The organism is Paenarthrobacter sp. NPDC092416 (assembly GCF_044755025.1).
In the GTDB taxonomy this organism is placed as follows: Bacteria; Actinomycetota; Actinomycetes; order Actinomycetales; family Micrococcaceae; genus Arthrobacter.
In genome coordinates this window covers 116190-140539 of record NZ_JBIVQG010000002.1, presented here as the reverse complement: position 1 = coordinate 140539, position 24350 = coordinate 116190, and the positions used below count along the sequence as shown (strand labels likewise).

The 24350-nt window shown below is 61.4% G+C and carries 21 protein-coding genes; 3 read left to right on the top strand and 18 right to left on the bottom strand.

The window, feature by feature from the left end; genetic code table 11:
* Positions 1–19: 19 nt before the first annotated feature.
* The 8 genes from ACIQC5_RS04845 to ACIQC5_RS04810 form a co-directional block, all read right to left on the bottom strand.
* Positions 20–400 (bottom strand): hypothetical protein, encoded by a 381-nt coding sequence (locus tag ACIQC5_RS04845; protein ID WP_400278899.1) that lies wholly within the window; start codon positions 398–400, stop codon positions 20–22.
* Positions 401–576: 176 nt separating this feature from the next.
* Entirely contained in the window at positions 577–792 is a 216-nt protein-coding gene (locus ACIQC5_RS04840) for a hypothetical protein (RefSeq protein WP_400278897.1), read from the bottom strand.
* A 47-nt stretch (positions 793–839) separates the two neighbouring features.
* Entirely contained in the window at positions 840–1814 is a 975-nt protein-coding gene (gene galE, locus ACIQC5_RS04835) for a UDP-glucose 4-epimerase GalE (protein ID WP_400278895.1), read from the bottom strand.
* 1 nt (position 1815) lies between these two features.
* A complete protein-coding gene (locus ACIQC5_RS04830; RefSeq protein WP_400278893.1) occupies positions 1816–2811 on the bottom strand; it encodes an aldose 1-epimerase family protein in 996 nt (331 codons plus the stop codon).
* A gap of 2 nt (positions 2812–2813) precedes the next feature.
* Positions 2814–4583, bottom strand: coding sequence for a beta-galactosidase family protein (locus ACIQC5_RS04825; RefSeq protein ID WP_400278891.1), 1770 nt, complete (start codon positions 4581–4583; stop codon positions 2814–2816).
* 74 nt (positions 4584–4657) lie between these two features.
* Positions 4658–6013, bottom strand: a complete 1356-nt coding sequence (locus ACIQC5_RS04820) for an ABC transporter substrate-binding protein (RefSeq protein ID WP_400278889.1) — start codon at positions 6011–6013, stop codon at positions 4658–4660.
* A 90-nt stretch (positions 6014–6103) separates the two neighbouring features.
* Entirely contained in the window at positions 6104–7063 is a 960-nt protein-coding gene (locus ACIQC5_RS04815; RefSeq protein ID WP_400278887.1) for a carbohydrate ABC transporter permease, read from the bottom strand.
* Between the two features lie 3 nt (positions 7064–7066).
* Positions 7067–7984, bottom strand: a complete 918-nt coding sequence (locus tag ACIQC5_RS04810) for a carbohydrate ABC transporter permease (protein ID WP_400278885.1) — start codon at positions 7982–7984, stop codon at positions 7067–7069.
* A gap of 70 nt (positions 7985–8054) precedes the next feature.
* Between ACIQC5_RS04810 and ACIQC5_RS04805 the strand changes: the two genes are divergently transcribed.
* A complete protein-coding gene (locus ACIQC5_RS04805) occupies positions 8055–9131 on the top strand; it encodes a LacI family DNA-binding transcriptional regulator (protein WP_400280126.1) in 1077 nt (358 codons plus the stop codon).
* A 63-nt stretch (positions 9132–9194) separates the two neighbouring features.
* Here ACIQC5_RS04805 and ACIQC5_RS04800 read toward each other — a convergent pair whose 3' ends face one another.
* Together ACIQC5_RS04800 and ACIQC5_RS04795 are read right to left on the bottom strand one after the other, a co-directional pair.
* Entirely contained in the window at positions 9195–9398 is a 204-nt protein-coding gene (locus ACIQC5_RS04800; RefSeq protein WP_400278883.1) for a hypothetical protein, read from the bottom strand.
* A gap of 210 nt (positions 9399–9608) precedes the next feature.
* A complete protein-coding gene (locus ACIQC5_RS04795; protein ID WP_400278881.1) occupies positions 9609–12710 on the bottom strand; it encodes a glycoside hydrolase family 2 TIM barrel-domain containing protein in 3102 nt (1033 codons plus the stop codon).
* A gap of 123 nt (positions 12711–12833) precedes the next feature.
* Here ACIQC5_RS04795 and ACIQC5_RS04790 point away from each other — a divergent pair, with 123 nt between their 5' ends.
* Positions 12834–13448, top strand: coding sequence for a TetR/AcrR family transcriptional regulator (locus ACIQC5_RS04790; protein WP_400278879.1), 615 nt, complete (start codon positions 12834–12836; stop codon positions 13446–13448).
* A gap of 67 nt (positions 13449–13515) precedes the next feature.
* Here the strand turns inward: ACIQC5_RS04790 and ACIQC5_RS04785 are convergent, their stop codons facing one another.
* Complete coding sequence (locus ACIQC5_RS04785; RefSeq protein WP_400278877.1) at positions 13516–14133, bottom strand: DUF1349 domain-containing protein; 618 nt, start codon at positions 14131–14133, stop codon at positions 13516–13518.
* 66 nt (positions 14134–14199) lie between these two features.
* On the opposite strand from ACIQC5_RS04785, the gene ACIQC5_RS04780 reads away from it, so the two are divergent.
* Positions 14200–15330, top strand: a complete 1131-nt coding sequence (locus ACIQC5_RS04780; protein ID WP_400280124.1) for a LacI family DNA-binding transcriptional regulator — start codon at positions 14200–14202, stop codon at positions 15328–15330.
* A 31-nt stretch (positions 15331–15361) separates the two neighbouring features.
* Here ACIQC5_RS04780 and ACIQC5_RS04775 read toward each other — a convergent pair whose 3' ends face one another.
* From ACIQC5_RS04775 to ACIQC5_RS04745, 7 genes are all read right to left on the bottom strand, one after another.
* Complete coding sequence (locus tag ACIQC5_RS04775; RefSeq protein WP_400278875.1) at positions 15362–16264, bottom strand: carbohydrate ABC transporter permease; 903 nt, start codon at positions 16262–16264, stop codon at positions 15362–15364.
* Positions 16261–17271, bottom strand: a complete 1011-nt coding sequence (locus ACIQC5_RS04770) for a carbohydrate ABC transporter permease (protein ID WP_400278873.1) — start codon at positions 17269–17271, stop codon at positions 16261–16263. The genes ACIQC5_RS04775 and ACIQC5_RS04770 overlap by 4 nt, the downstream gene beginning before the upstream one ends.
* Before the next feature lie 115 nt (positions 17272–17386).
* Positions 17387–18703 carry an ABC transporter substrate-binding protein gene (locus ACIQC5_RS04765; RefSeq protein WP_400278871.1) on the bottom strand — a complete coding sequence of 439 codons (1317 nt, stop codon included), beginning with the start codon at positions 18701–18703 and terminating at the stop codon, positions 17387–17389.
* A gap of 244 nt (positions 18704–18947) precedes the next feature.
* The gene (locus ACIQC5_RS04760) at positions 18948–20021 is read right to left on the bottom strand and encodes a hypothetical protein (protein ID WP_400278869.1); all 1074 of its coding nucleotides are present in this window, start codon (positions 20019–20021) and stop codon (positions 18948–18950) included.
* Positions 20022–20045: 24 nt separating this feature from the next.
* Positions 20046–20669 carry a hypothetical protein gene (locus tag ACIQC5_RS04755; RefSeq protein ID WP_400278867.1) on the bottom strand — a complete coding sequence of 208 codons (624 nt, stop codon included), beginning with the start codon at positions 20667–20669 and terminating at the stop codon, positions 20046–20048.
* Positions 20670–20729: 60 nt separating this feature from the next.
* Positions 20730–23624, bottom strand: a complete 2895-nt coding sequence (locus ACIQC5_RS04750) for a glycosyl hydrolase family 95 catalytic domain-containing protein (RefSeq protein WP_400278865.1) — start codon at positions 23622–23624, stop codon at positions 20730–20732.
* 75 nt (positions 23625–23699) lie between these two features.
* A complete protein-coding gene (locus ACIQC5_RS04745) occupies positions 23700–24323 on the bottom strand; it encodes a hypothetical protein (RefSeq protein WP_400278863.1) in 624 nt (207 codons plus the stop codon).
* Positions 24324–24350: the final 27 nt, after the last annotated feature.

Genomic DNA, 24350 nt, shown 5'->3' with positions numbered 1-24350 from the left:
AGCGATGCGCTGGAGAGCATTAGCTGCTTGTTTCACCGCGCCGGGTAGCGGGGCGCTCCCTCCCGATGAACAGGAGGAGCACTCCTGTTCCACCACAGAGCCCCGCAGCAATGAGGGCTCCCAAAGGGTCCATGCCCGTGACAGGCAGTCCGTCAGGACCACACATGCCGTGGCACTGGCTCAGCGGAGCAATCTCCACGTTCAGCTTGATGTTGTCGGAGCCGTTGATTTCCGATGCCCAACCCGGCGTGAAGCCGAGCGCCAAACTAAAGGCCACCAGGACGAACGCGAGCAGTATCCTGGCCAAATCAGCGGAACGAAAGCGGCCGTGGAAACGCCGGGGCGCTGCAGAACGCTCGCTGACGCGTTGGCTCCTTATCGCGGCCGTCTTTGGGCGCAATCCAACATTCGACACTGTTAGTCCGTCCTCTGAAGAGGCATGTTCACGTGAACATTCCGCACGTTTACGTAAACACAACCGCGATTAGGCGCTGATGTCAAGGCCTTAGCCCCGAGGGACGGCAAGCCCGCTCCGACTGGCTGCCGTCACGGCAAAGTAGTGGTTGATATTCACCGTCAGATGTCCCGCTTCTCATACGTGTAGCCGTAGGGCACATCCGGGGACAGCTCCACGGTGACGCGCGAGTGGTCAACCTTGGTCACAAGGATTCCCCGGCGGCCCTCGGCGCGGGCACGCTGCTCCGCTTCCCGGACCGCGGCGTTGAGGTTGTCTTCCAAAGTGGTTTTGCTGATGGCTGTGATGGTTGCCAGCAGCTCGGGTGCTTCGATCATGATTCTCCTTGAAGGGGGCGCCTTGGCGCTGTGCGGTGTTGGGTCCGCTAGGGGGTTGATGTGGCTTCGGTCCCGGCAGCCGACCAGGCACTTGAGATCATGTCCCGGAGTGAATGCCTGGGCTCCCAGTCGATATCCCGGCGCGCCAGTTCACCGGAGGCCACGATCCTGGCCGGGTCGCCGGGCCGGGCAGCGCAGATTTGCGGAGTGAACGGTATGCCGGTGACCGCAGCCATTTCTGTCATGATCTGGCGCACGGAAACGCCGGAGCCACTACCCAGGTTGTAGACAGGCTCCAGCTCAACACCGTCCTGAAGCTTGCGGGCCGCGGCCACGTGGGCTGCGGCGACATCGGAGACGTGGACGTAGTCCCGGACACAGCTGCCATCGGGCGTGGGATAGGTGGTCCCGAAGACCTTGGGGGTCAGCCCTTCCTTGAGCGCTTGGAACACCAGCGGGAAGAGGTTGTGGGGGCTCGTGTCACGAATGTCGGGGCTGCCGGAGCCAACAACATTGAAGTAGCGCAGGGAGGTGTGCCGCAAGCCGGTCGCCCGGGCTTGGTCGGCAATGAGCCATTCCCCAATGAGTTTGGACTCCCCGTAGGGAGACTCAGGGCTGGTGGGGGTGGTCTCGGTGACGAATTCAGCCGCGGTGTTTCCGTAGACCGCGGCACTGGAAGAAAACACGAGCGCGGTCACGGATGCCGCTTCCATGGCTGCCAGCAAATTCCCGGTACCCGTGACGTTCTGGGAATAGGTGTGCAGCGGCCATTCAACGGAGACGCCAGCGTATTTGAATCCGGCCAAATGGATCACACCGGCCAGTTCATGACGGGCAAAGACGTCAGCCAGGAACGCGGGGTCCATCAGGGAGCCCACCTCCAGAACGGCCCCGGCAGGCACGAAGTCCCGCCGCCCACTCGACACGTCGTCAAGGACTACAACATCGTGACCGTCCTCCATGAGGGCAATCGCTACATGTGAGCCGATGTATCCGGCTCCTCCCGTTACAAGCCACGCCATATTACTTTTCTCCTCTGACTTGGGTGCCATGTGCCTGGCTGAAATGATGTGAAATCCCCCAGGATGAGAGCCATTCCTCCCCCGGTTCAAGCCACCGCAGCCCCTCCCCGGAGTTGAAGGCATTGGGAAGCGCGGTCATGGGTTCCACAGCCACTGCGGTCCGGTGCCCCCCGGACGGATACGAGGTGGTGGTGTACACCTGCGCATATTGGTAGTTCGCATCACCCCAGACCTCCACGGTGTCTCCGTTGGGCGCTTCCAGGATGTGCCGGTACATCCCGTCCGGCGCAGGGGTGAGGTCCAGGAAGGCTGTGTCCAGTTGGAGCCAGCCCACTTTGGGCCCTGCGGCAAGATCCATGGGCGTCCCGGATACCGGCGAAGTGCCAACGGGATTCAACCGCTCATCCACCACCACGTAGGATGCCGCGTTGACGGTCAGTGAGACGTCCTGCATAGGCGTCGCACCCACCCGTATGTACGGATGGGAACCGATGGCAGCAGGGGCAGGCTGGTCCGACTTGTTGGTCAGGGCATGCGTTACCTTCAGTCCTTGGGCTGACACGGAATACGTCGTCTCTACGTCCAAGGCGAAAGGGTAGCCATCGCTGGGGTAGATCCGTACGTGAAGAGTCAGCTCGGTGGCGGACCGGCGAACCACCTGGTGCGGCCGGTACTTGACCAGGCCGTGAATGGCATTGCACCGCTCAGGCTCATTGATGGCCAACTGGAGGTCTTTCCCCGCGTGCGACCATCGCCCATCCCGGACCCTGTTGGGCCAGGGAATGAGGATCTCGCCCTCACAGTGCTTGGGGAGACCGAGCTCGGGGAATTCCTCGATCAGGGGTTCGCCATCTACTGTCAGGCTGCGGACGGTGCCACCAAGCTCCGTGATGACGGCCGAGACCGCATGGCCGCCCGGTTCAGATTCCGCAGTGATCCTGAACTGCTGCCCTGTTGGCGCAGCAATTCCTGCCGTCGGGGTATTGGTCAGCGTCATAGTCAGAACTCCGTATGGCCCAGATCGTGGGCGGCAACGAACGAAACAGAAGCTGTAGTGGCTGCCTGCAGTTCAAGCACCGTGATGGTGTTGCCTTGCTTTCGCAGGAGTGGGCCGGGAACGTAAAGAGTGGCTTGCGGGCCACGGGACCAGTAGCGGCCCAGGCAGAAGCCGTTGATCCACACCAGGCCCTTGGTCCAGCCCTTGGTGGACAGGAAGACATCGCCACCACCCGGGTGGTCAAAGTTTCCCTGGGCGAATACGGGTCCGGAAACCGGCGAATCAGGCACCGGGACTTCCTCTTCGAGGGCTGCGCTGACAGCAACGATGTCGTCCAGCGCCAGCGGCAGTACATCCCAATCCCACAGGAGCTCGCCGTTGACCCGCGCTGCACCGATCAGGCCCTTCTCCTCCCCTAGCCGGGGCCCGTAGTTCACACGTCCCTGATCCTCCACCAGGATCTCCAACGTTCCGCTGGCATCGCCCGGCAAAGCCAGCGACGTTTCATGGTGGTCACGGGACAGGATTCCCACCGGTTGCCGGTCAAGGAAAACCTGCGCCCGATCCCGGACCTCGTCAAAGTCCAGTACGGCTGTGCCGGAGGTTTGGAGGCGGCTTCGGTACAGAGTGAAGCCTGAGTAGTGGCCGAGGTCGTCGTGGGAGCGCAGCCCCTCGTGTGATGTCCACTTCCCAAGTCGGTCCAGGCAATCCCAGAGCGGAAGCGAACGCGTCAACGCAACGGTCAGCTCGGACCCGAGCTGCGCCGGTGCCGGCACGTCGTCGTCGTCGAGCTTTGTGTATTTGGAAATGACGTCGCGGAAGGCCCAGTACTTCGGAGTCGGATTGCCTGCCTCGTCCAAAGGTGCGTCATAGTCATAGCTCGTAACGATGGGCTGATAGACACCCTTGTCGTTCGCACCGTTCGTGAGCCCAAAGTTGGTGCCGCCATGGAACATGTAGACGTTGACTGACGCGCCCAAGCTCAGCAGCACATCGAGATCGTTGGCGGATTGCTCCACGGTGGTGGTGTGGTGGTGCGCCCCCCAGTGATCGAACCAACCCACCCAGAATTCAGAGCACATCAGGGGGCCCGTGGGCTGGTGGCGGCGAAGTGTTTCAAGCCGTTCTGCCGAGCGGGAACCGAATGAGCCCGTCTTGTGCAATTCCGGCAGGCTTCCGTTTGCCAGCATGTCGTCCTGGGGCTGGTCAACGGTGGTAAACGGCACGGTCAACCCGATTTCGCGGTTAACCTTCACGAGCTTCTCAAGGTAAAAACGGTCGGCGCCGTAGGCACCGTACTCGTTCTCAATCTGGATCAGGATGATTGGACCGCCGGCGTCCACCTGACGGGGAACGAGGATTGGTGCCAGCTGCTCAAGATACTCGGTGAGGGCCGCCATGTAGACCGGGTCATCGGCCCGGATGGCCGCTGCACCCCGATCGAACAGCCAAGCCGGCAGACCGCCGTTATCCCATTCCGCACAGATGTACGGCCCGGGGCGGACGATCGCGTGCATGCCCTCCGCGGCGACCAGATCCAGGAATCGTCCCAGGTCCAAGCCGCCTGAGGTGTCGAAGACGCCTGGTGACGGAGCATGGGCGTTCCAGGGAACGTACGTTTCGATCGTATTGAGCCCCATTTGCCTGGCCTTCCGGATCCGGTCCGCCCACTGATCCGGATGGACGCGGAAGTAATGCAGGGCGCCGGAGAGGATGCGGTGGGGCTGACCGTCAAGCATGAAGTCCTGCTCGCCGATGGTGAAGGTTGGCATGGGGGATATCCAATCTGGAGTGGTGGAGCGGGAGTCCAGGACCGTTTGGGGCGGCCCTGGACCCGCGCCACGTATTACTTGGTGGAAACGGTGAAGCCTTGCTGCTGGCCGTACTTGGCAGTGGCGTCCTGCCAGGCCTTCAACCCGTCATTCAGGTCGCCCTTGGAGCCATATGCCTGGCCCACGGTGTCGCTGTAGATGCTGTTGGCGTAGGTCTGGAACGGAAGGTAGCTCCACCCCGGTACGACGTCCTTGGACGCTTGGACCAGGACTTCGTTGATTTTCTGGCCGCCGAAGTAGGCGTTTTCGGCGTTGAGGAATGACTCGCTCTCAAGGTCTGCCGTGGTGGACGGGAATCCGCCGTTGGCAGCGTGGATCTTGGCCCCTTCCTCGCCGTTCGCGAACTGCAGGAAGCCATAGGCTGCCGCCTTGTTCTTGCTCTGCTTCAGCACGGCGTCGCCGCCGCCGCCGTTCTCAGCAGCAGCTGCCTTGCCCTTCTCATATGTCGGCATGGGAGCTACACGCCACTTGCCGCTGGCCGCTGCCGCGCCTGATTCGAGGTTTGCCGGCATCCAGGCGCCGATCACCAGAGTGGCGATACTGCCGTCCGAGAGGCCCTTGTACCACTCGTCGCTCCAGCTGGTCACTGGCGCCACCAGATCGTTCTTCAGCAACTGGTTCCAGGTTCCGGTCCACTTCTTCGCGCCTTCATCCTGAAGATCAACGCTGACTTTGGTGGTGCCGTCGAGCGTGTACGGCTTGCCGCCGGCCTGCCAGATCATGCTGGTGGTGAAGCCGGCGTCGCCGGTGTCATTGGTGATGTAGGCCTTGGGGTCTGCAGCGTGCAGGGTCTTCGCGGCAGCGACGTACTCATCCCAGGTGGTGGGGACGCTGATGCCGTGCTTTTCGAAGACGTCTGCCCGGTAGAACATTGCCATCGGCCCGGAGTCCTGCGGGAGTGCGTAGACGCCGCCGTTGAGGTTCACCGAACCCCAAGTGGACTGCGTGTAGTTGTCCTTGAGTTCCTCGGCGCCGTAGCCCTTCAAATCAACCAGGGCATCGGACAAGGCGAACTGCGGCAGAGCGTTGTATTCGATCTGCGCGACGTCGGGCGCGCCGGTGCCGGCCTTCACGGCGTTCTGCAGCTTGGTGTAGTGGGCGTTACCAGTACCCACGTTTTCCAGGTTGACATGGACCTTGGGGTACTTCGCCTCGAAGGCCTCCACGATCGGCTCAAGCTGCGGCGCCCAGCCCCACACCGTGAGGGTGGTTTCGGTCTGCAGCGCCTTCGCGATGTCCTCGGCGCTTGAGCCTTCGGCCGCAGCGTTACCGCTGGTTCCGGAGTTGGCGCACGCCGCGAGGCCGCCCACAAGCAGGCTCGCTGCCAAGGCAGCCGAAGCCACCCGTCGCAAACGATGGTTGTTCGTCATAAGTTTGGTGCCTTTCAAATCGTTGTCCAAAGGACGGTTGATGCGGTCGGAGAGCGTCCGACGGCGGTGACTCGCCGCCGTCGGACGTGTTTACTTCACGCTTCCTGCAGACAGTCCCGACTGCCAGAAGCGCTGGAGGAAGAGGAAAGCGCCCACGATGGGCACGATCGTTAGGAGGGATCCGGTGATGACCAGGTTGTAAATGGCTTCGCCTCCGGCCGTGGTGGCTTGGGCGTTCCAGCTGTTCAGGCCCACCGTGAGCGGGTACCAGGTGGATTGGCTCAGCATGATCAACGGGAGGAAATAGTTGTTCCAGGTGGCCACCACGGTGAAGAGCAGGACGGTGATGAAGCCCGGGGCGAGCATGCGCAGCGAGATGGTGAAGAAGGTCCGGAACTCCCCCGCTCCGTCCATTCGTGCGGCTTCAAGAACTTCCGTGGGGACAGACTCGAGCGCGTAAATCCACACGAGGTACAGTCCAAAGGGACTGATCAAGGACGGAATGATGACTGACCAAGGGGTGTTGGTGAGCCCCATCTGGCTGAACATCAGGAACGTCGGAACTGCCAGTGCCGTCCCGGGAATCGCCACGGCACCGAGCACCACGGCAAAGACGCCGCGCTTGCCGGGGAAATCAAACTTAGCCAGTCCATAGCCGGCCAGGGTGGCAAGGAAGGTCGCCCCGCCGGCGCCCACCACCACGTAGAGCACGGTGTTGGCAAGCCAGCGCAGGAACTCGCCATCGTTGTAGGTCAGTGTGCCGATGACGTTGTCCCAGAGGGCGAAATCACCTGAGAACCAGAGGCCGAACGAGCTGAAGAGGGAGGTTTGCGTCTTGGTGGAGTTGACCAGCAACCAGAACAACGGGAGCAGCGCGTACACCGCCATGACACCCATCAGGATGGTGAGCAGTATGGACGAGCGCTTTCGGGTGACGCCGCGGCGCGGGCTCAGCTTCGGTGCTGCTGGCTTGGCCTTGGGCGTGTTGGTGGCTGAAGTCTGTTCCCTTGCCTCAGCTCGGGTCTGCGGCGTGCTCAAACGTACGGACATTGGCTAGGCATCCTTTCGCGAGCCGGAAATCTGGACAATGTAGGCAACCACTACCGTGAGGACGCCCATGATGATGGAGATCGCGGCGGCGTAGTTGAACTGCTGACCTGCAAAGGACAGGTTGAACGCGTACATGTTGGGCGTGAAGTAGGAGCTGATGGAGTTCGGCGCCAACGCCTTCAGGATGTTCGGCTCGTTGAAGAGCTGGAAGCTGCCGATCACCGAGAAGATGCTGGCGATGCCGATCGCTCCGCGAATGGACGGCAGCTTGATGCTCCGGATCACTCGGAAAGTACCCGCACCGTCAAGGTTGGCGGCCTCGTAGAGTTCGGCGGGAATGACCTTCAGCGCTGAGTAGAAGATCAGCATGTTGTAGCCGGTGAATTCCCACGTGTTGACGTTCCCGATGGAAGCGAGGATCCAACTCGAGGAAAGGGGCTCTGCAAGATCCAACCCGAAGAAATCGTTGATGCTGCCGAACAGACCAAACCTGGGGCCATAGATGAAGCCCCACATCAGGGTTGCCACAACCGCCGGCACTGCGTACGGCAGAAAGACTGAAATACGGAAGAACGACGACGCGCGGAGGCGGCCGCTGTCCAGGGCCAAGGCCGCAAACAGGGCAAGGAACAACATGATGGGGACCTGGACCACCAGGAACACGACCACCCTGATCACAGAGTCCCAGAACTGCGGATCGGCAAGCGCCTGGAGGTAGTTGGCGCCTCCTACGAACTTGTCGCCGCCCACCATCTGGTTCTGGAAAAGGCTCAAGTAAAACGCGTAGAGGACGGGCGCCACAAACACCAACAGGAAGACAAGCATGAACGGACCAACAAAGGCCCAGCCCGTCCAGCGTCCAGTGTGTTTCCGGAATCTCACCAAGGGTGGGGCGTCGGCCACCGGCGACGTCGTTGTCATGATAATTTCGTCTCTTCTCGCTATGTTTACGCAAACATTCTTGAAAGAAGATTAGCATGTTTAGGTGAACATGCAAGAGGACGGCAGCGAAAAGACAGGCCCTTCAAATGGGACGCGGAACCCTCATCCGGGGTCCGCACGGGCGTCCCGGGGTCCGTCCATTGCCGACGTGGCGCAGGCCGCCGGTGTCTCCGCCCAAACCGTCTCCAGGGTGTCCAACGGCCTCACCAATGTGGAAGAAACCACCAAGAACCGCGTCCTGGCGGCCATGAAGCAACTGGGCTACCGACCCAACCGGGCGGCCCGGGCTTTGAAGAGCGGCCAATTCAAGTCCATCGGCGTCATCATGTTCACCCTCTCCAGCTTCGGCAACATGCGCACCCTGGACGCAATTGCCACCGCAGCCGCGCAAGCCGGATACTCCGTGACGCTCATTCCGGTGCACGATCCCACCACCGGCACAGTGTCCGGGGCCTACAACACGCTGCGGGAGCAGGAGGTCGATGGCGTGGTCATCATTTTCGAGGCCCATCTACTGGACGACGCTGACATCGCTCTCCCGGAGGACCTCCCTGCCGTCGTCATCGATTCCAACGCCCGCTACGGCTACCCCATGGTGGACACGGACCAGGCCGAGGGCGCCAAGCTGGCCACGGAGCATCTGCTGAATCTCGGGCACGAGCAGGTGTGGCACATCGGTGGTCCGACGTCGTCGTTCTCCGCTACACACAGGAAGGATTCGTGGAAGCAGACGCTCGAGGACGCAGGCATTGAGGCCCCGCCCGTCCACCACGGCGACTGGAGCACTGAGTCCGGCTACCGGATTGGACTGGAAATCGGGAGCAACCCTGAATTGACCGCCATTTTTGCCGCCAACGACCAAATGGCCTTGGGGGCCATGCGGGCACTTCATGAGCTCGGCCGTGCCATTCCGGAGGACGTCAGCATCGTGGGATTCGACGACCTTGAGGAGTCAACCTCCTTCTGGCCTCCCCTGACCACCATCCACCAGGACTTCCATGCCGTGGGACGCCTCAGCATCGAACGACTGCTCCAGCAGATAAACGGAGGCAGACCTGCCGGTGGTGTCACCCAAGTACCCACGCTTCTCCTGGAGCGCAAGAGCACGGCCGCGCCGGCACGCTAAGGCGACGATGACTGGGCAGGTCGTTTCGAGCCCACGTTCCGCCTTACCCGTTTGTAACTGGGCTTACCCGGCCTTCTGGGGCTTGGGCCTGCGCTTCTGGACGGGAGGGACATCGAGCTCTGGCACGGCCCGCAGCATGAAACGGTCAAAAGTGAGGGACTGTGTACCCGGCGTAGCCATGGGCAGGGTATGGAGCAGGCCCATGTTGATCAGTTCCGAGCGGGTTGGTGCCAGTTGCGTCGATTCACGTCCCATGACAGCGGCCACGTCCGCGACTCTACGAGCCGGGACCCAACTGGGCCATGGCCCGCATATACGCGATCTGTAGTTGAGTCGCCCGGTCAAACCGAACACGGAAGAATGACGAGTCCAGTTTCGCCTCGTACGCATCTTTCGCGTCTTCGACATCCTCGAGCGTGATGAGATCGCCCCGCGCTACGGCCCACCCCTGCCGGGCCAGCAGCACACGCCAACCAGTTACTCGGCAGCCGCAATCTTGAACGTGAGCGTGCGGGCTTCCGGCTTCAGGGCAAAGTCCGGCCAGACGTCAGGTCCGCATGCCCGTGAGCCAAGGCCGTGCTGGGCAGCGTCAAGGTAGAGGAAGCTGTTCAGACTCTCCGGCAATTCGTGAGGGTGCGCCGCGCGGAAGATCTCCTGTGCTGTGTGGCGGGACAGCGTGAAGCCAGGCAAACGATCCCGCGAATCGGGAACGGCGTCAAAGGTCAACCACGGATCTCCGGCGTTCTCCACTTGCAATGAACGGACCGCGCTGCGGTGGCCGGTCTCCTGCGGTCGCGCGTAGTTCACACCGAGCTCGTCGATCTGTGCGGAATACCGGCCCACGAGGGCCGCATGCATGCTGTCCGGATACGATTCCCGTGGTCCGGTGCCGAACCACGACGCACCGTTCACTGAGCCGGGCAGGTCAAAGCGCACGCCCACCCGCGGCCACACAATGTCCCAACCGGAGCTCGGCACTATGTCCAGGCGCAGCCAAAGCTCACCGCTGGCCAACTGCCAATATTCGTCCACGGAAACCGAGCGCTCGCTGTCTGCGGCGCCGTAGCGCGTGGTGACGTGCACGGCGTCGTCCGTCTGCACAGACTTGATCACCCGGGCCGTGAGCCTGTCCAAACCGGCCGCAAGCCAAACGGTCTGGTTGGCGGGCGCCGGGACGCCGGTGCCGTTGTTGAGCCATGGATCTGCGTGGTCATAGCCGCCGAAGTCCGAGCCTCGGTCGTTGTCCGTGGGTGCCCGCCACAGTTCCAACCGCGGCCCGGAAACCGCCAATCCAGCCAGGGCAACAAGCCGCCCATCCTCGAACCGTGCGGGGCCCAGCGAAGCAGCGCCGTCTGCCGCAGCAGCCCTCCGCCCAGCCGACGAAAGTGGCCGCGGCGTGACAGAACGGCGGCTGGCAACAGGTGGAGTGAGGTCCAGCTGGGCAGCAGAAATAACATGTCCTGCAGGCGCCCAAGCGGTGTCCTTCCGCAACGCGATTTCCATAGTCAGCCAGTGTTCGCCGGACTCCACCACGTCAAAGTCGGGCAGCTCGATGACCGTGGAGTCACCAGCGGCGAGTGGATCGCCGTCGGAATTTACGACGTCGAACGTTCCGGAAGCTGCCGGCTCGCCGTTCACTTCGGTGCGCCAGCGAAGAACGACGTCGGACGCGTTGGCTGAGTGCCGCAGGTTGGCCACGGTGACCTGGCGCCGAACGCCGGCGTCGGACAGCTCCGAGGAGAAGCTCAAGCGGAGGGGCGCCACGATCTGCTTGTATTCGAACAGTCCCGGGCCAGGTGTTGAATCCGAAAGAACCATGCCGTCCATCACGAAGTTGCCGTCGTGGACCACCTCGCTGAAGTCGCCGCCGTACGCAAAGAATTCGGTGCCCTCGGGTGTGGTGGTGCGGATGCCGTGGTCCCGCCATTCCCAGACGAAACCGCCGTGAAGCCGCGGGTAGCGGTCCACCAAGTCCTCATACTGGTCAATCGCGCCGGGACCATTGCCCATGGCATGCACGTACTCGCAGAGGATGAACGGCTTGGTCCGTTGGCGGGCGGACTCCGCCGCCGAGCAGCCAAGCAGGAGTGAGCCGGAATCGTCGCGGCCAATGGCGTCGGTTTCCGGAATGGAGGAGTACATCCGCGAATACACATCGGTGTAGGCGCCGGTGTAGTCGCCCTCGTAATGCACCGGCCGGCTGGTATCCCGCGCGTGGGTCCACGCGGACATTGCCGCCAAGTTGGCACCGGTTCCTGACTCGTTGCCCAGGGACCACATGACGATGGACGGATGGTTCTTATCGCGTTCCACGGTGCGCTCCATGCGGTCCACGAATGCTTCACGCCAGGCGGGATCGTCGCTGGGATTGCCGACCCAGTTCTGCGCCTGGAACCCATGGGTTTCCAGGTCGCATTCCAGGATCACCCAGAAGCCCAGCTCATCGGCAAGATCCAGCAGGCGAGGGTGCGGCGGGTAGTGGCTTGTACGGATCGCGTTCACATTGAACTGCTTCATCATGGCCAGATCGGCGCGGGCAAAATCCTCGTCAAAGACGCGGCCACGGTCCGGATGGGTTTCGTGCCGGTTCATGCCGTGGAACACCACCCGGCGGCCATTCACCAGGAACTGGTCGCCCTTGATGTCCACGGTCCGGAAGCCAATGTTCAGCGAGATGGTCTCGCCTTTGCTCTCAACCGTTGCGGCATACAGCCGCGGGACCTCTGCAGACCAGGGTTCGACGGCGGTGATCGCCACCGGGGCGACGTCCGCCGAAGAGTCCCAGACGACGTCGACGCCCAGTTCCGGGACCGACAACCGGACAGGGTACGCGGCCTCTGCCGCGGTAATTTCGGCGTCGATAATGCCCGCGCCTCCCTCGAAGGGGGTCCGCAGCCAGACGTCGCTGATGCCACCCTTGGGGCGGGCCTGCAGTGTCACGTCGCGGAAGATGCCCGGCATCCACCACTGGTCCTGGTCTTCGACGTAGCTCGAGGCCGACCACTGATGGACGCGAACCGCCAGCACGTTGTTTCCAGGACGTACCGCCGTTGTGACGTCGAATTCCTGCGCCAGCCGACTGCCGGTACCAACGCCGATCACCACTCCGTTGACCCATACCTTGTACCGCGATTCCACGCCGTCAAAGCGCAGCACTATTCTCTCGGCCTGGGTCCACTCCGCCGGGACCTCGAAGGTTCGCCGGTAGTCACCTGTGGGGTTCTCATCAGGGACATGCGGAGCATCAGTGGGGAAAGGGAACTGGACATTGGTGTAGATGGGACGGCCATAGCCGCCTTCACCTTCCAGGACCCAGTGCGACGGAACGGGGATCAGGTCCCAGCTCGAGTCGTCCAGGTGCTCCGCCGCCACTCCTTCGGTGGCCTCTCCGCTCGGGAGGACGCCGCGGCCACCCGGCGTTCCGGGCGCGCCCGGCAGGAGACGGAAGCGCCACTGCCCGTTGAGCGGGATGGTGGGTGCATCACTGTGAAGCCACGACCGGGCAGGCATACGCTCGCCTGATCCCGGTCCACGATGGGTGATGTACGAAGCGTCGGCTGTCGTGGCCAGTGATGTCATTTCCAGGGGCTCCTTTTTGCGTCCCGTCACACCGGGATTCGAGTATGACCACGCTAACACAAATTTCGAGTGATTACTCTGGTTTCGATTCGCGGAGCTCCGACGGCTGTACACTGGCTTGCCATGACCACAAAGGACGCGCCACGCACTGGCCGGCGGGGACCCTACGCCAAATCGAGGGAAAAGCGAAAAACCATCCTCGATGCCGCTCATGCCGTGTTTGCAGCCAAGGGATACCTGGGCGGCTCGCTCCAGGACGTTGCCGACCATGCGGGCATGAGCCAGACCAGCCTCCTCCACCACTTCCCTTCCAAGAGCGACCTCCTGATGGCGGTCCTGGAATGGCGCGACGAATTGAGTGGCAGCGCAAATCCGGCAGACGTTGACGAGGGACTCGTGGATGCCGTGATCCGCACCGCCGTGTACAACGAGAAGATTCCGGGCGTCATTGAGCTCTACACAGTGCTGTGCGCCGAGTCCACCACCCAGGGCCACCCCGGCCGAGGCTATTTCACGGATCGATTCGAACGCCTGCGCGGAAGCTACTCACGCCAATTCTCGGACCTGGCAGACCGCGGGCGGCTCCGCCCGGGCGTGGATCCGGAAGTGGCGGCTACGTCCCTGGTGGCATTGTGGGACGGGCTGCAAACCCAGTGGCTTTTGGCGCCTGACAGTGTTGACGTAGTCAAGGCCTTGCGCGCCTACTTCGATGTGATCCTGGTGCCCGAGGGGTCATAACCGCAGGACGTCGCGGCGTACTGCACCGACTCGTCAAACGCCTCAGCTTCTCCCGGCCCGACAATTCTTAGCTGCCGTCGCGGTTGTCCGCTGGGGCCATGGTCGAGTACACGATGTTGTCGAAGCGCGCCAAGCAGGTCTCCCCCATGGGAGCTTGCGACATGAACCCCACCTGGACCGGATTGTCCGTGGAGAGCCGAAACAGGCGGATGAAATCCCAGACCCGGCCATCGGCGGAGGCATGGAAGGCCCACGCGGGACCAACCCTGCTCACGCGCAAATAGATCCACGGCGCGGTTATGACGGACGAGTTGCAGTCGTCCGAGTATGCATTGGTCACAACGCTGACAATCATCGCCTCCCCTTGCGGGGAATACTCGAAACACAGCTTGGCCCAGTGGTCTTTGTCCGCCCACAGACTCAGCACACCGGCGTCGAAAGTGGTCCGAGGTGAGGTGACAATAACCCTGGCCGACAAGGCGAATTGTGCCGGAGCGATGAATCCCAACGCCGTTGCGCGGTGCTGGTGCTCCCCACCCAGCGAGTCGTTGCTCCAGTCCACGCCGGGAGCAGCACCAAGCGTCAGGGCGCGCTCTTCCTCGTTGTACGCGGCCTGTCCCGCGGAGGCCGACCAGGTCAAAAGAGGAAGCTCTGGAATCTTGGGAATCGCAACACTGTGGACCATTTTGCCTCCATTTAGATATGTTTACGCAAACATGAGTCCGAATAACAGTAGCATGTTTAGGTGAACATGCAACAGGAAAATGCAAACACGAAAACCTCTTCGGCCGCCTCCAACGGGTCGAAGGAAGCAACGCGCAGAAAGCGCGGCACACGGGGTCCGTCCATTGCGGATGTGGCCAAGGCCGCCGGCGTCTCGGCGCAAACCGTCTCGCGGGTGTCCAACGGACTCACCAACGTCGAAGAGACCACCAAGAACCGGGTCCTTGATGCCATGAAACAGCTCGGCTATCGGCCTAACCGGGCAGCCCGGGCCCTGAAGAGCGGCCAATTCAAGTCAATCGGCGTCATCATGTTCACCCTTTCCAGCTTCGGCAACATGCGCACCCTGGATGCCATTGCCACAGCCGCGTCCCAAGCCGGATATTCCGTGACGCTCATCCCGCTGCAGGACCCGACTACCGGTACAGTTTCCGGAGCGTACGACAGGCTGCGCGAGCAGGAGGTGGATGGCGTCATCATCATTTTCGAGGCTCATCTGTTGGACGATGCCGACATCACACTCCCCAATTTGCCGGCGGTGGTGATCGATTCCAACGCCGGTTATGGCTATCCGATGGTTGATACCGACCAGGCGCAGGGAGCCAGATTCGCCACCCAGCACCTCCTTGACTTGGGTCACAAGCAGGTATGGCACATCGGTGGCCCCACAAGGTCGTTCTCGGCGACGCACCGTGAAGAGTCATGGAAGCGGACGCTGGAGGACGCCGGTATCGAGGCACCGCCAGTCATCCATGGCGACTGGTCCACGGAATCCGGCTACCAAATCGGCCTTAAACTGGCCCGTAACCCCGAACTGACGGCCATTTTTGCCGCCAACGACCAAATGGCGCTCGGAGCAATGCGTGCCCTTCATGAGCTGGGACGCCGGATTCCGGAGGATGTCAGCATTGTTGGGTTCGACGACCTTGACGAGTCCACGTCCTTCTGGCCGCCCCTGACAACCATCCATCAGGACTTCTACGCCGTTGGGCGCCTGAGTATCGAAAACCTGCTCCAGCAGATAGCCGGAACCGGCTCTGTGGATGATTTCACCACAGTGCCCACCAGCATGGTGGTCCGCAAAAGCACTGCCGCTCCCCCAGCCAGTACGCGCCGGCCAGCTGCTCGAAAAAAGAGCGTAGCCGCGGACAAGGGATGACCCCGGCCCGCAGCTACGCCTTTGAACTGGACTAGCCCTTGCTTGCACCCAGCGTCAGTCCGGCGACGAATTGCCGTTGCAGGACCAAGTAGATGAGCAGGGTGGGAATCAGCGTGATCATGGCGCCGGCCGCGATCAGGTTGTAGTTGCTCAGGAACTGGCCCTGAAGGTTGTTGATGGCAGTGGTGATGGGCAGCCTGTCACCGCTCTGGATGAACAACAATGGCCAGAAGAAGTCGTTGTAGATGAAGATGACTTCCAAGGTTCCCAAGGCGGCGAGTGCAGGCCGGCACAGCGGCAGGATGATGCTCCAGTACTGCCGCCAGATACCGGCACCATCCACCAACGCCGCCTCGGTCAGGTCGTCCGGGAGCGCCTTCATGTAGTTGGAAAGCACGAAGGTGCAGAAGCCCACCTGGAACGCCGTGTCCACGATGATAACCGCTATGTAGGTGTTGAGCAGGTTACCGGAATCGCTGAAGGAGTACGGCAGGGAAACGTGCTTGAACATCTCAAACAGCGGTGCGGCGAGGACCTGCGGGGGCAGGAGGTTGCCGGCGGTGAACATGATCAACAGGGTGATGTTGAACTTCCAGCTGACGCGGGATACCGCGAAAGCCATCATGGAGGCGAAGAGCAGTGTCAGCAGAACCGTTGGGACTGTGATCAGGACAGAGTTCAGGAAGTACTTCGAGAATCCGCCTTGGTTCCAGGCCTGGATGAAGTTATCGAAACTGAAGGTGCCGCCGATGCTGAAGTAGCCGTACTTGTCCGTATCCTCTTTGGAACGGAGTGCCGTGTACAGGGACCAGACCAGTGGAATGAGCCAGATGGCTGCCATGACAATCAGGAAGATGTGCGTACCGTAGTGACGCTTTCCCTGCTTGCGGGGATTGACGGTCTGGACAGGAAGGGTGCGGGCGATGGTGCTCATGCCTCTTTCTCCTTGCCGAAGGTGCGGATGAGGTAGAAGACGATCGGCACGAGGGAAATCACCAGGAGTACGACAGCCAAGGCCGAGCCGACGCCGATCACTTGGCCCTCACCAATAAGGTTTTGGATGACCAAGGCGCTCAGCAGCTCAAGGCCGTTGGTGCCACGGTTGATGACGTACACAATGTCAAAGGCACGCAGGGACTCGATGATAGTGATGACCACGATCACGATGTTGACCGGGCGCATGGCCGGGAAGACCACGCGGAAGAAGGTTTGGACGGCGTTGGCGCCGTCGATCGATGCCGCCTCCCTAAGGGACGGATCGACGCCCTTGAGGCCGGCTAAGTAGAGGATCATGACATAGCCCGCGTGGCGCCAGGTGGCGGCGATCATGGCAGCCCAAATGTTGACGTTGGAGTCACCGAACCAGTCCACGGCCTGGGGCGTGCCAGCCGTCCCAAGCAAGAAGTTCAGCAGCCCGCTGTCGCGGTTGTAGAACAGTTGCCAAATGATGCCGATAAGCGCCAAGGACAGCATCACGGGAGTGAAGAAGATGCTCTGGTAGATCTTGCTTCCCCGGATTTTCTGGTCCAAGAGCACCGCGAGCAACAGCCCCAAGGGCGTTGCGATCAGTGCCAGGAAGGCCAGCCACAGGACGTTGTGCTGAATCGCCGGCCAGAACGGTGGATAGTTCTGGCCGATGAACTCGTAGTTGTCCAAGCCGGCTTGCTTGATGTCCGCAAGGTCCAAACCGTTCCATCGGGTGAAGCTCAGCCCGACGGAGAAAAGAGTGGGGAGCCAGACGAACAACAACTGGATCAAGGTGGGGAGGCCCACCATGACCCCGAGGACGATCTTGTCGCGGCGGCTGAGGCGGCGAACCCGCCTGGACTTGGTGCGTGTCTTTCCGGGAACTGCCTCCCTGACGCGCGAGGCTCCTTGGCGTGAGCCGTTGTTGGGGGGTCCGCCGTTTTGAGAGGCCGGTTTTTCGGCTGTGGTACTCATGGAAATTCCTTTGGTCTTCGTGTCAGGGGCCGGCCGGCCGTACTTGCCCGGCCGGCCCCTGCCCGGGATGACTGGCTGATAAGCCATCAACCCCTGTAGCCGGAGCGGCTCTCTGCTATTGGGCCGCGTACAGCGACTTGGCCTGTGCTTCCAGGTTCTTCACGTCGACGCTTCCGTCCTTGATGAAGGACTGGAGTGCCGGAATCATCACATTGTTGGCCATGGCCGGCAACGCATCGCGGTCCAGGAACTGGCTGATGTACTTGGCGTTGGCGATGGTGTCTGCACACTTCTTGTTCAACGGGGAGAACGTTGAGGTGTCGGCACCCTTGACGGTGGCGATGTTGGACTTATCCACTGCGGCATAGGCGTTCTGGCCTTCCGCGCTACCCATGAAGGCCATGAAGTCCCGGGCACCTTGGTTGTCGCCACCCTTCTTGGACAGCAACAGGCCGTCGATGGGAGCCTCCACAGCGTCGGTTCCCTCCACTGCGATCTCGGGGAACGGGAAGAAATCGATGTCCGCCAGGACAGCCGGATCCGTGAACTGCTGAGTCACGAACGAACCCAGGAGGTACATGCCGGTCTTCTTGGCTTCGAGGGCCTTGGCGGCATCCTGCCACGTCTGGCCCAGGGCTGCCGGATCCTGGAAAGGCAGGAGCGCCTTCCACGTGTCGAAGACGTCGCTGACCTTCTTCTGGTCCCAGCTCTCCTTGTGGGCGGTGAGGTCCACATGGAACTGGTACCCGTTGAGGCGCATGTTGATGTAGTCGAACGTGCCCATGGCCGGCCAGCCGTCCTTGTCGGCGAAGCCGATGGGAATGATGCCGTCAGCCTTCATCTTTGCCGCAAGCGCGATCAGCTCGTCAAACGTGGCTGGAACCGCATAGCCCTTTTCGGCCCAGAAGCTCTTCCGGTAGAAGAAGCCCCACGGGTAGTTGTAATTAGGGACCAAGTACATCTTGCCGTCGGGGCCAGTTGAGGCCTTCTTGATGGCGTCGGAGAAGTTCCCGCCGATCTTCTCCCAGACGTCGTCGACGGGGGCCAGCAGTCCCTTCTCGGCGTAGTACTGCATGCGGTAGCCGGCAAACCACGTGAAGGAGTCGTCGGGACTGCCCTGAAGGTAGGAGTTGATCTTGTTCTGGAAGTCATTGTGAGGAACAACGTTCGTTGCGACTTCAATGCCTGACTTCTTGGTGAAGGCGTCCGTAACGGCCTTGTAGGCGTTGCGGGGAACTTCGTCCGACGAACCGGAGCCAAAGGTGAGGCTCTTCGATGCGGAACCTGGCGCCGGTCCCGAACCGCCGGTGCAAGCCGACAGGAGAGGGATGCCCGACGCAGCGACTGCGCCAATTCCGAGCGTCTTGAGGAAGGTTCGCCGTCCTGGACCGGCGCCTTCCGCCGCCTGGAACGGACCAAGATTTGTAGCCATGATTACTCCTTTGGATCGTGGTTCTTCGTAAGACTGTCACTCATCCATGTGCGTTCTGGTTCCCACACTTGATAGCTCAAGTGTGGACTTGTGGAAGCAGAAAGTCGTTGGATCAGATCAATGTTTTCTGCGCATGTTCACGTAAACATCGAGTTGCAAGAAGTTTACGTAAACATGGAGGGCAAAGCAAGGATAAATTCCGAATGTTTTGACAATTTTCCGGCGTCTGGTTCGCGCCTGCAGATCAGGGTGTTCCCACTTCCCGGCGACCTGCTTCGCGGGCCTCTTCGACCAGCCGGACGAGTTCCTTCTGACGGCGCCTGCGACCCCAGAAAAGGCCCATAAACAGGAGCGTCAAGGCCAGCAGGATGGCGAGCTGCGGCCACGGAATCGCCCATAGCGTCACATTTTCCAGTGCCGGATCCAAGGCCTGCGTTGCCCCGTCCGGAGCGATGACCCCTTGCGAAACCGTGAGTGGCAACGTCATGATGCCCAGCGGCCACACGGCCGGCACATGGATCTTGACGGTCCTCCGGTCACCAGGCAGCAGTTCGAGACTTCGTGCCTCGTCCGAGCCCACAGCCGGCCATCTGGCGTCATTCACCAGGGTGGAAGGGTCCACTGATAGCCGGACGTTTCCCGTGTTCTCAAGATCAACGGTGAGTTCCGCAGATCCTGGTTCAAACGGGTTCCACGACGTGTCGTAGTTGGCGGCTGCCTTCAAACCGAGTCCGGGTTTGACCTCGCCCTTCACCCTGGTCATGACGCGGAACCCGACGCGGCTTTCCACGCCCAATTGCGTCCCATCCGAACCGCCTTGCGAATAGATGGAGGCGGCAATTCCCGCGGCATGATCCCCCGGCGTCGCGTTCTCAGGGACCGTCACCGTGAACGGCACGACGGCGACGCCGCCGGCCACCACGGTGACGGTCTTGTCCATCGAAATCCACGTACCTGCGGCAACTGACGCCTTGTCAGCGGGGAGCATGTTAAAGCGGCCTGTTGTGGTGAAGTAACCGTCGGCCGCGGTGAGGGAGAAGGTAACGTCCCTGCCGCTGAGGTTCCTCACCGCCAGGTGTTCGTTGACGCTGGCCCCCGAATCGAGCTCCAACTCCACCCACGAGCGACCATCGGGACCCGCCGCATCAGCGGGAGTCACGGCCCATGTGATGGGGCTGTCCTGGGAATCACTGGTGGTGGCAAAGACTATGGTGGCAGAAGCGATGCTTGCCAGAACCATAGTGGCGACGACGTAGATCGCAATAACGCATCGTCGCAGGAGCCCGGCCTCGGCCGGCTTGAAGAGGGGGTGCCTCATGAGACGAACATACCTCCGCTGCAACTATTCGAACAGGGACAGCGTCAGTTTCGCGGTGTAGCCGCCTGGGGCCACGGTCGCAGGCGTGCGCAGGAAGAGATCCGCCGTAGCGGTCCATTGGCCTTCGGACGCAATCGCTCCCGAGTCCAAAGCCAAGGCCAGCAGCTCCTGGTCAACCAAGCCCACAGCGATGGGACTGGAATCCATCACCGTATCCACCTGGTCACCTTCGGCCACCAAACCGGACTCACCGCCGTCGATAACCCTGGGCGCCCAGCCCAAGTGCGAAGCGCTGATGGCTGGCTGCCCCGCTCCCCCAGCGAAATCAGTTGACGTGCCCAACACATACCAGCCGGCACCCGCCGGGATCTCAGACGCGGTCCTGGTATCCGTGACAGTCACCGTGGGCAATGTTCCCTTGAACTGCCTGACTGTAGGTGTGGAGCCGTCCTCGGTCAAAGTTGTGGCGGTCCCCGCCACGCTCATCGCCAGCACGCCGCCGTCGACAAGTTCGGTAATGCCAACGTTGACATCAACATCCTGGTCGCCGTGGTTCTCTTCGGCCATCGCCATTCCAGCAACACCCAACAACAGGGCCGTGGCGGTGGTGATGGCGGCACAGCGAGCCGCAAATCGTGTTCTTTTCATCCAACAAATCCTTTGGGTAGTTCCGGCTGTCAGCCGAAGGGTAGTGCGGGGAGCTTCTGCCTACAGGGCTTCGATGCTCCATTCCTGGCTTGAATTTCCACTCGCGGAAGCCTGGACCAGTCGCGCACCGTCGGCGCTGGAAGCATCCTTCACGTCGAGGGACAACCCGCTGGCCACGTTGACCACCCTGTAGTAAGGGCTACTGCCGGCACGAACCAGCTTCCACCATTGGTTGGGGCCATACGTGTCCTTCCATTGGTCCAGCTCTTGGCCGCTAATCATGGATGTCGCCGGGTTGTCGAGCACTTTCCCGCTCATGACACTGGCCAGCCTGAACGATCCGTCGTGGACAGGAATCAATGTCCATTGCTGGTTTGTGCCCCCTGTCCACGGCCACTGGATGACCGCTGCCCCGTCATTATGGGACTGCCCATCGACATCCATGACTTTTCCGCTGCTGCGGTTGACCAGCTTGAAAGTGGTAGGCAAGAGGTCGATGAGGATCTCGGTGCGCTGGCCAGCAGCCAGTTGCAGGGTCCTGGCGTGGTCTCCGAGGGACGAGCCGCTCAGCACTCCCGCTGATGCGGTGATGGCGGTGATTCCCCGGCGGCAAACCACATCGAGGCTCTGGCTGATATCCGAGACAATCGTCGTCTTAACGGTCCTGGCAACGGTGTCCCACGTCAGGCTTTCCACCAGTACCCGGTTCCGCCCGCGAACGCCGGTGATGGAGCCCTTGGAAAGTTGTTCAGGCAATGCCGGCAAGAGTTCCAGCATTCCCGGGCGGCTGTAGATCAACGCTTCGGCAATGATGGCTGGAAGGGAATTGGCTGCGTCCGAGTTATAGATGTGCAGCTCGGGATTGTGCGTGGTCATGAGTGAGGGCAGGACCATGTTGTTGCCAAGGACCTTCTTGATGTTGGTGTAAACGCCCCCACCGTCCTTCAGGCGTGCGGAGGCCAGTGCGCGGTGCAGGCTCCCGTGTGCGGAGTAATTCTCGTCGCCGCGTAGTTCCAGGGCGCGGTGGGAGGCTCGGACCAGGTCCGGCTTCTCCTCCGGATTGACTTCGTGGAGCGGCCAAGCGCCATAGAGGTGATGGACGTGCCGGTGGCTGTAGCGGTCGGTCAGCCCGGGCCATGACCATTCGGCCAATGCTTCGTCACCGTTGATGTCATAGCTGGGCAGCTTTGCCAGCAAATCCGTCCATCGGGCAACGCCCTCCCCCACACCCTGCTCCCGGTTCAGGGTATTTGCAGCGAGGATGGCTGACTCCAACGCATGCCTGCCCGCCATGATTTCACCGGTGGCATTGGTAGACAGCATTTGGCCAGTGGACGCCGGTGAGTTCTCCATGGAGAAGGAAGGTACGAAGACAACCTTGCCTTCCACGTCCGTTCGAGTCAGATAGTCCTCGTAAAACAGCGCCAGCTCCATCAATGCCGGACCCAGCTTGTCCCGCATGAAGGCCTCATCTCCAGTGACCTGGTAGTACTCCAACAGGGGATACAGCATCCAGTCTGCGCCGCCTGTCCAGGCCTGACCTGGAAAGTCAGTGCCATTGAAGTGAAGCATGTGACCGTGTTCGCCGTCCGTTCTGGTCGGCGCGAGGAAACCCCTGGCGCCGTACATGCGGGTCGCGTTGCTGCGCCAGTCATCCAACTGTCCAAGGACCAGATCGAAATAGCCCTGCATCGCGTCACCGTGGTTCAGGATATTACCGCCGGCAACCTGGAGATTAATATTGGCGTCCGTGGTGAAATCGTCGGCCCAGGCACCGATCCAGCTGCCCGTCCAGATGCCAGTCAGGCGCGGCGGCAAGACTCCACTCGAACTGGCAAACAAATACCGACCGGAGTCGTACATTCGCTCCAGTAGGGCAAGGTCGATGACGGAACGGTTCGAATTCTGCCTCGACGTGAGCTCACTGGTGGACAGCTCACGGTCCTGCTGGGAAACGTTCAGCTGCAGCGTTGACTTATCGAACAGCGCCTGATGCATGGGAGTGTGCTTGCGCAATAGCGCGTCGTAGTCGGCCAACAGAACACCCAAAGCAGTGTGAAGAGGTTTGCTGTTCCATTCGGTGGCTGACTCATAGCGGCCAAGCTTGGTCAACAGGATGACCTTGGTGGCGTTCTTGATGGTCAATTTGGAACCATCAGTGGTGATGGATGAGCCGGTCCCTGTGATGACTACGCGCGTCACGCCCTCGTACCCGAAAGCACCCAACCCGGCCGGGTAAGTCCCCCTGAGTCCCAGGTAACCGTTCCGCCCGCTGACAGTCGCTGTGACGGCATAGGACACGGTTGACGGCACACCCTCGAGATCGGTGTTGATGCTCAGGACCGTATTGATCTTGCCATTCGCAGCCGGCAGGAGCTCTTGGACTACAGCGGTGCTGGCCCTGGAGACAAATGCCCGTCGCTTCCAAAGCCCTGCACTGTCAGACCATGTGGTGATTACCTCTCCCGTGCGGAAGTCCGTGGTCCGGGCGTAGTCGTTGAAGGTAGTCAGTCCAGCACTTGAAATGTGCAATTCGTAGCCGGGATGGAACGACTGCGTCCATTGCAATTCCCAGTCGGACGCGAACGTGGCCGCGGCGCCCCAGTAGTCCCCTGCCAATGCTTTGTCCTGCACTTCCGGCAACCGATCGGCCAGGTAAGGGGCCTGCATTCCTCGTGTCCCGTTAGGCATGACGAAGCGGTGATGGTTCAGGACTACTTTCTCGGCCGCAGGTGTCCCGTGGAAGATGGCTCCGTACTCGCCGTTGCCCGAGAGGAATCCGTCGGACCAGGACGATGCCGGACTGACGTCGAAGATTCCGCGCTCCGGAAGGACGGCGGAACTCGGCGGAGCGGCGGCCGCTCGCTGCGAATAAGGAAAGGCGACGGCGCCCGCTGCCAGTACGGTGCCAGCCAGGAATCCACGTCGGTTAAAAGGTGTGTTTGCGATTTTCACAGTGTTCACTTTCAGCCGGCGACATTGCCGGGCCAATCGTTGCCAAGTCAGATAATGCAGGCTGGCTGGTGCGGGTTATTCGAACAGGGACAGCGTCAGTTTCGCGGTGTAGCCGCCTGGGGCCACGGTCGCAGGCGTGCGCAGGAAGAGATCCGCCGTAGCGGTCCATTGGCCTTCGGACGCAATCGCTCCCGAGTCCAAAGCCAAGGCCAGCAGCTCCTGGTCAACCAAGCCCACAGCGATGGGACTGGAATCCATCACCGTATCCACCTGGTCACCTTCGGCCACCAGACCGGACTCACCGCCGTCGATAACCCTGGGCGCCCAGCCCAAGTGCGAAGCGCTGATGGCTGGCTGCCCCGCTCCCCCAGCGAAATCAGTTGACGTGCCCAACACATACCAGCCGGCACCCGCCGGGATCTCAGACGCGGTCCTGGTATCCGTGACAGTCACCGTGGGCAATGTTCCCTTGAACTGCCTGACTGTAGGTGTGGAGCCGTCCTCGGTCAAAGTTGTGGCGGTCCCCGCCACGCTCATCGCCAGCACGCCGCCGTCGACAAGTTCGGTAATGCCAACGTTGACATCAACATCCTGGTCGCCGTGGTTCTCTTCGGCCATCGCCATTCCAGCAACACCCAACAACAGGGCCGTGGCGGTGGTGATGGCGGCACAGCGAGCTGCGTACTTATGTCGTTTCACTACATTGTTCCTTCGTAAAAGTCCGGC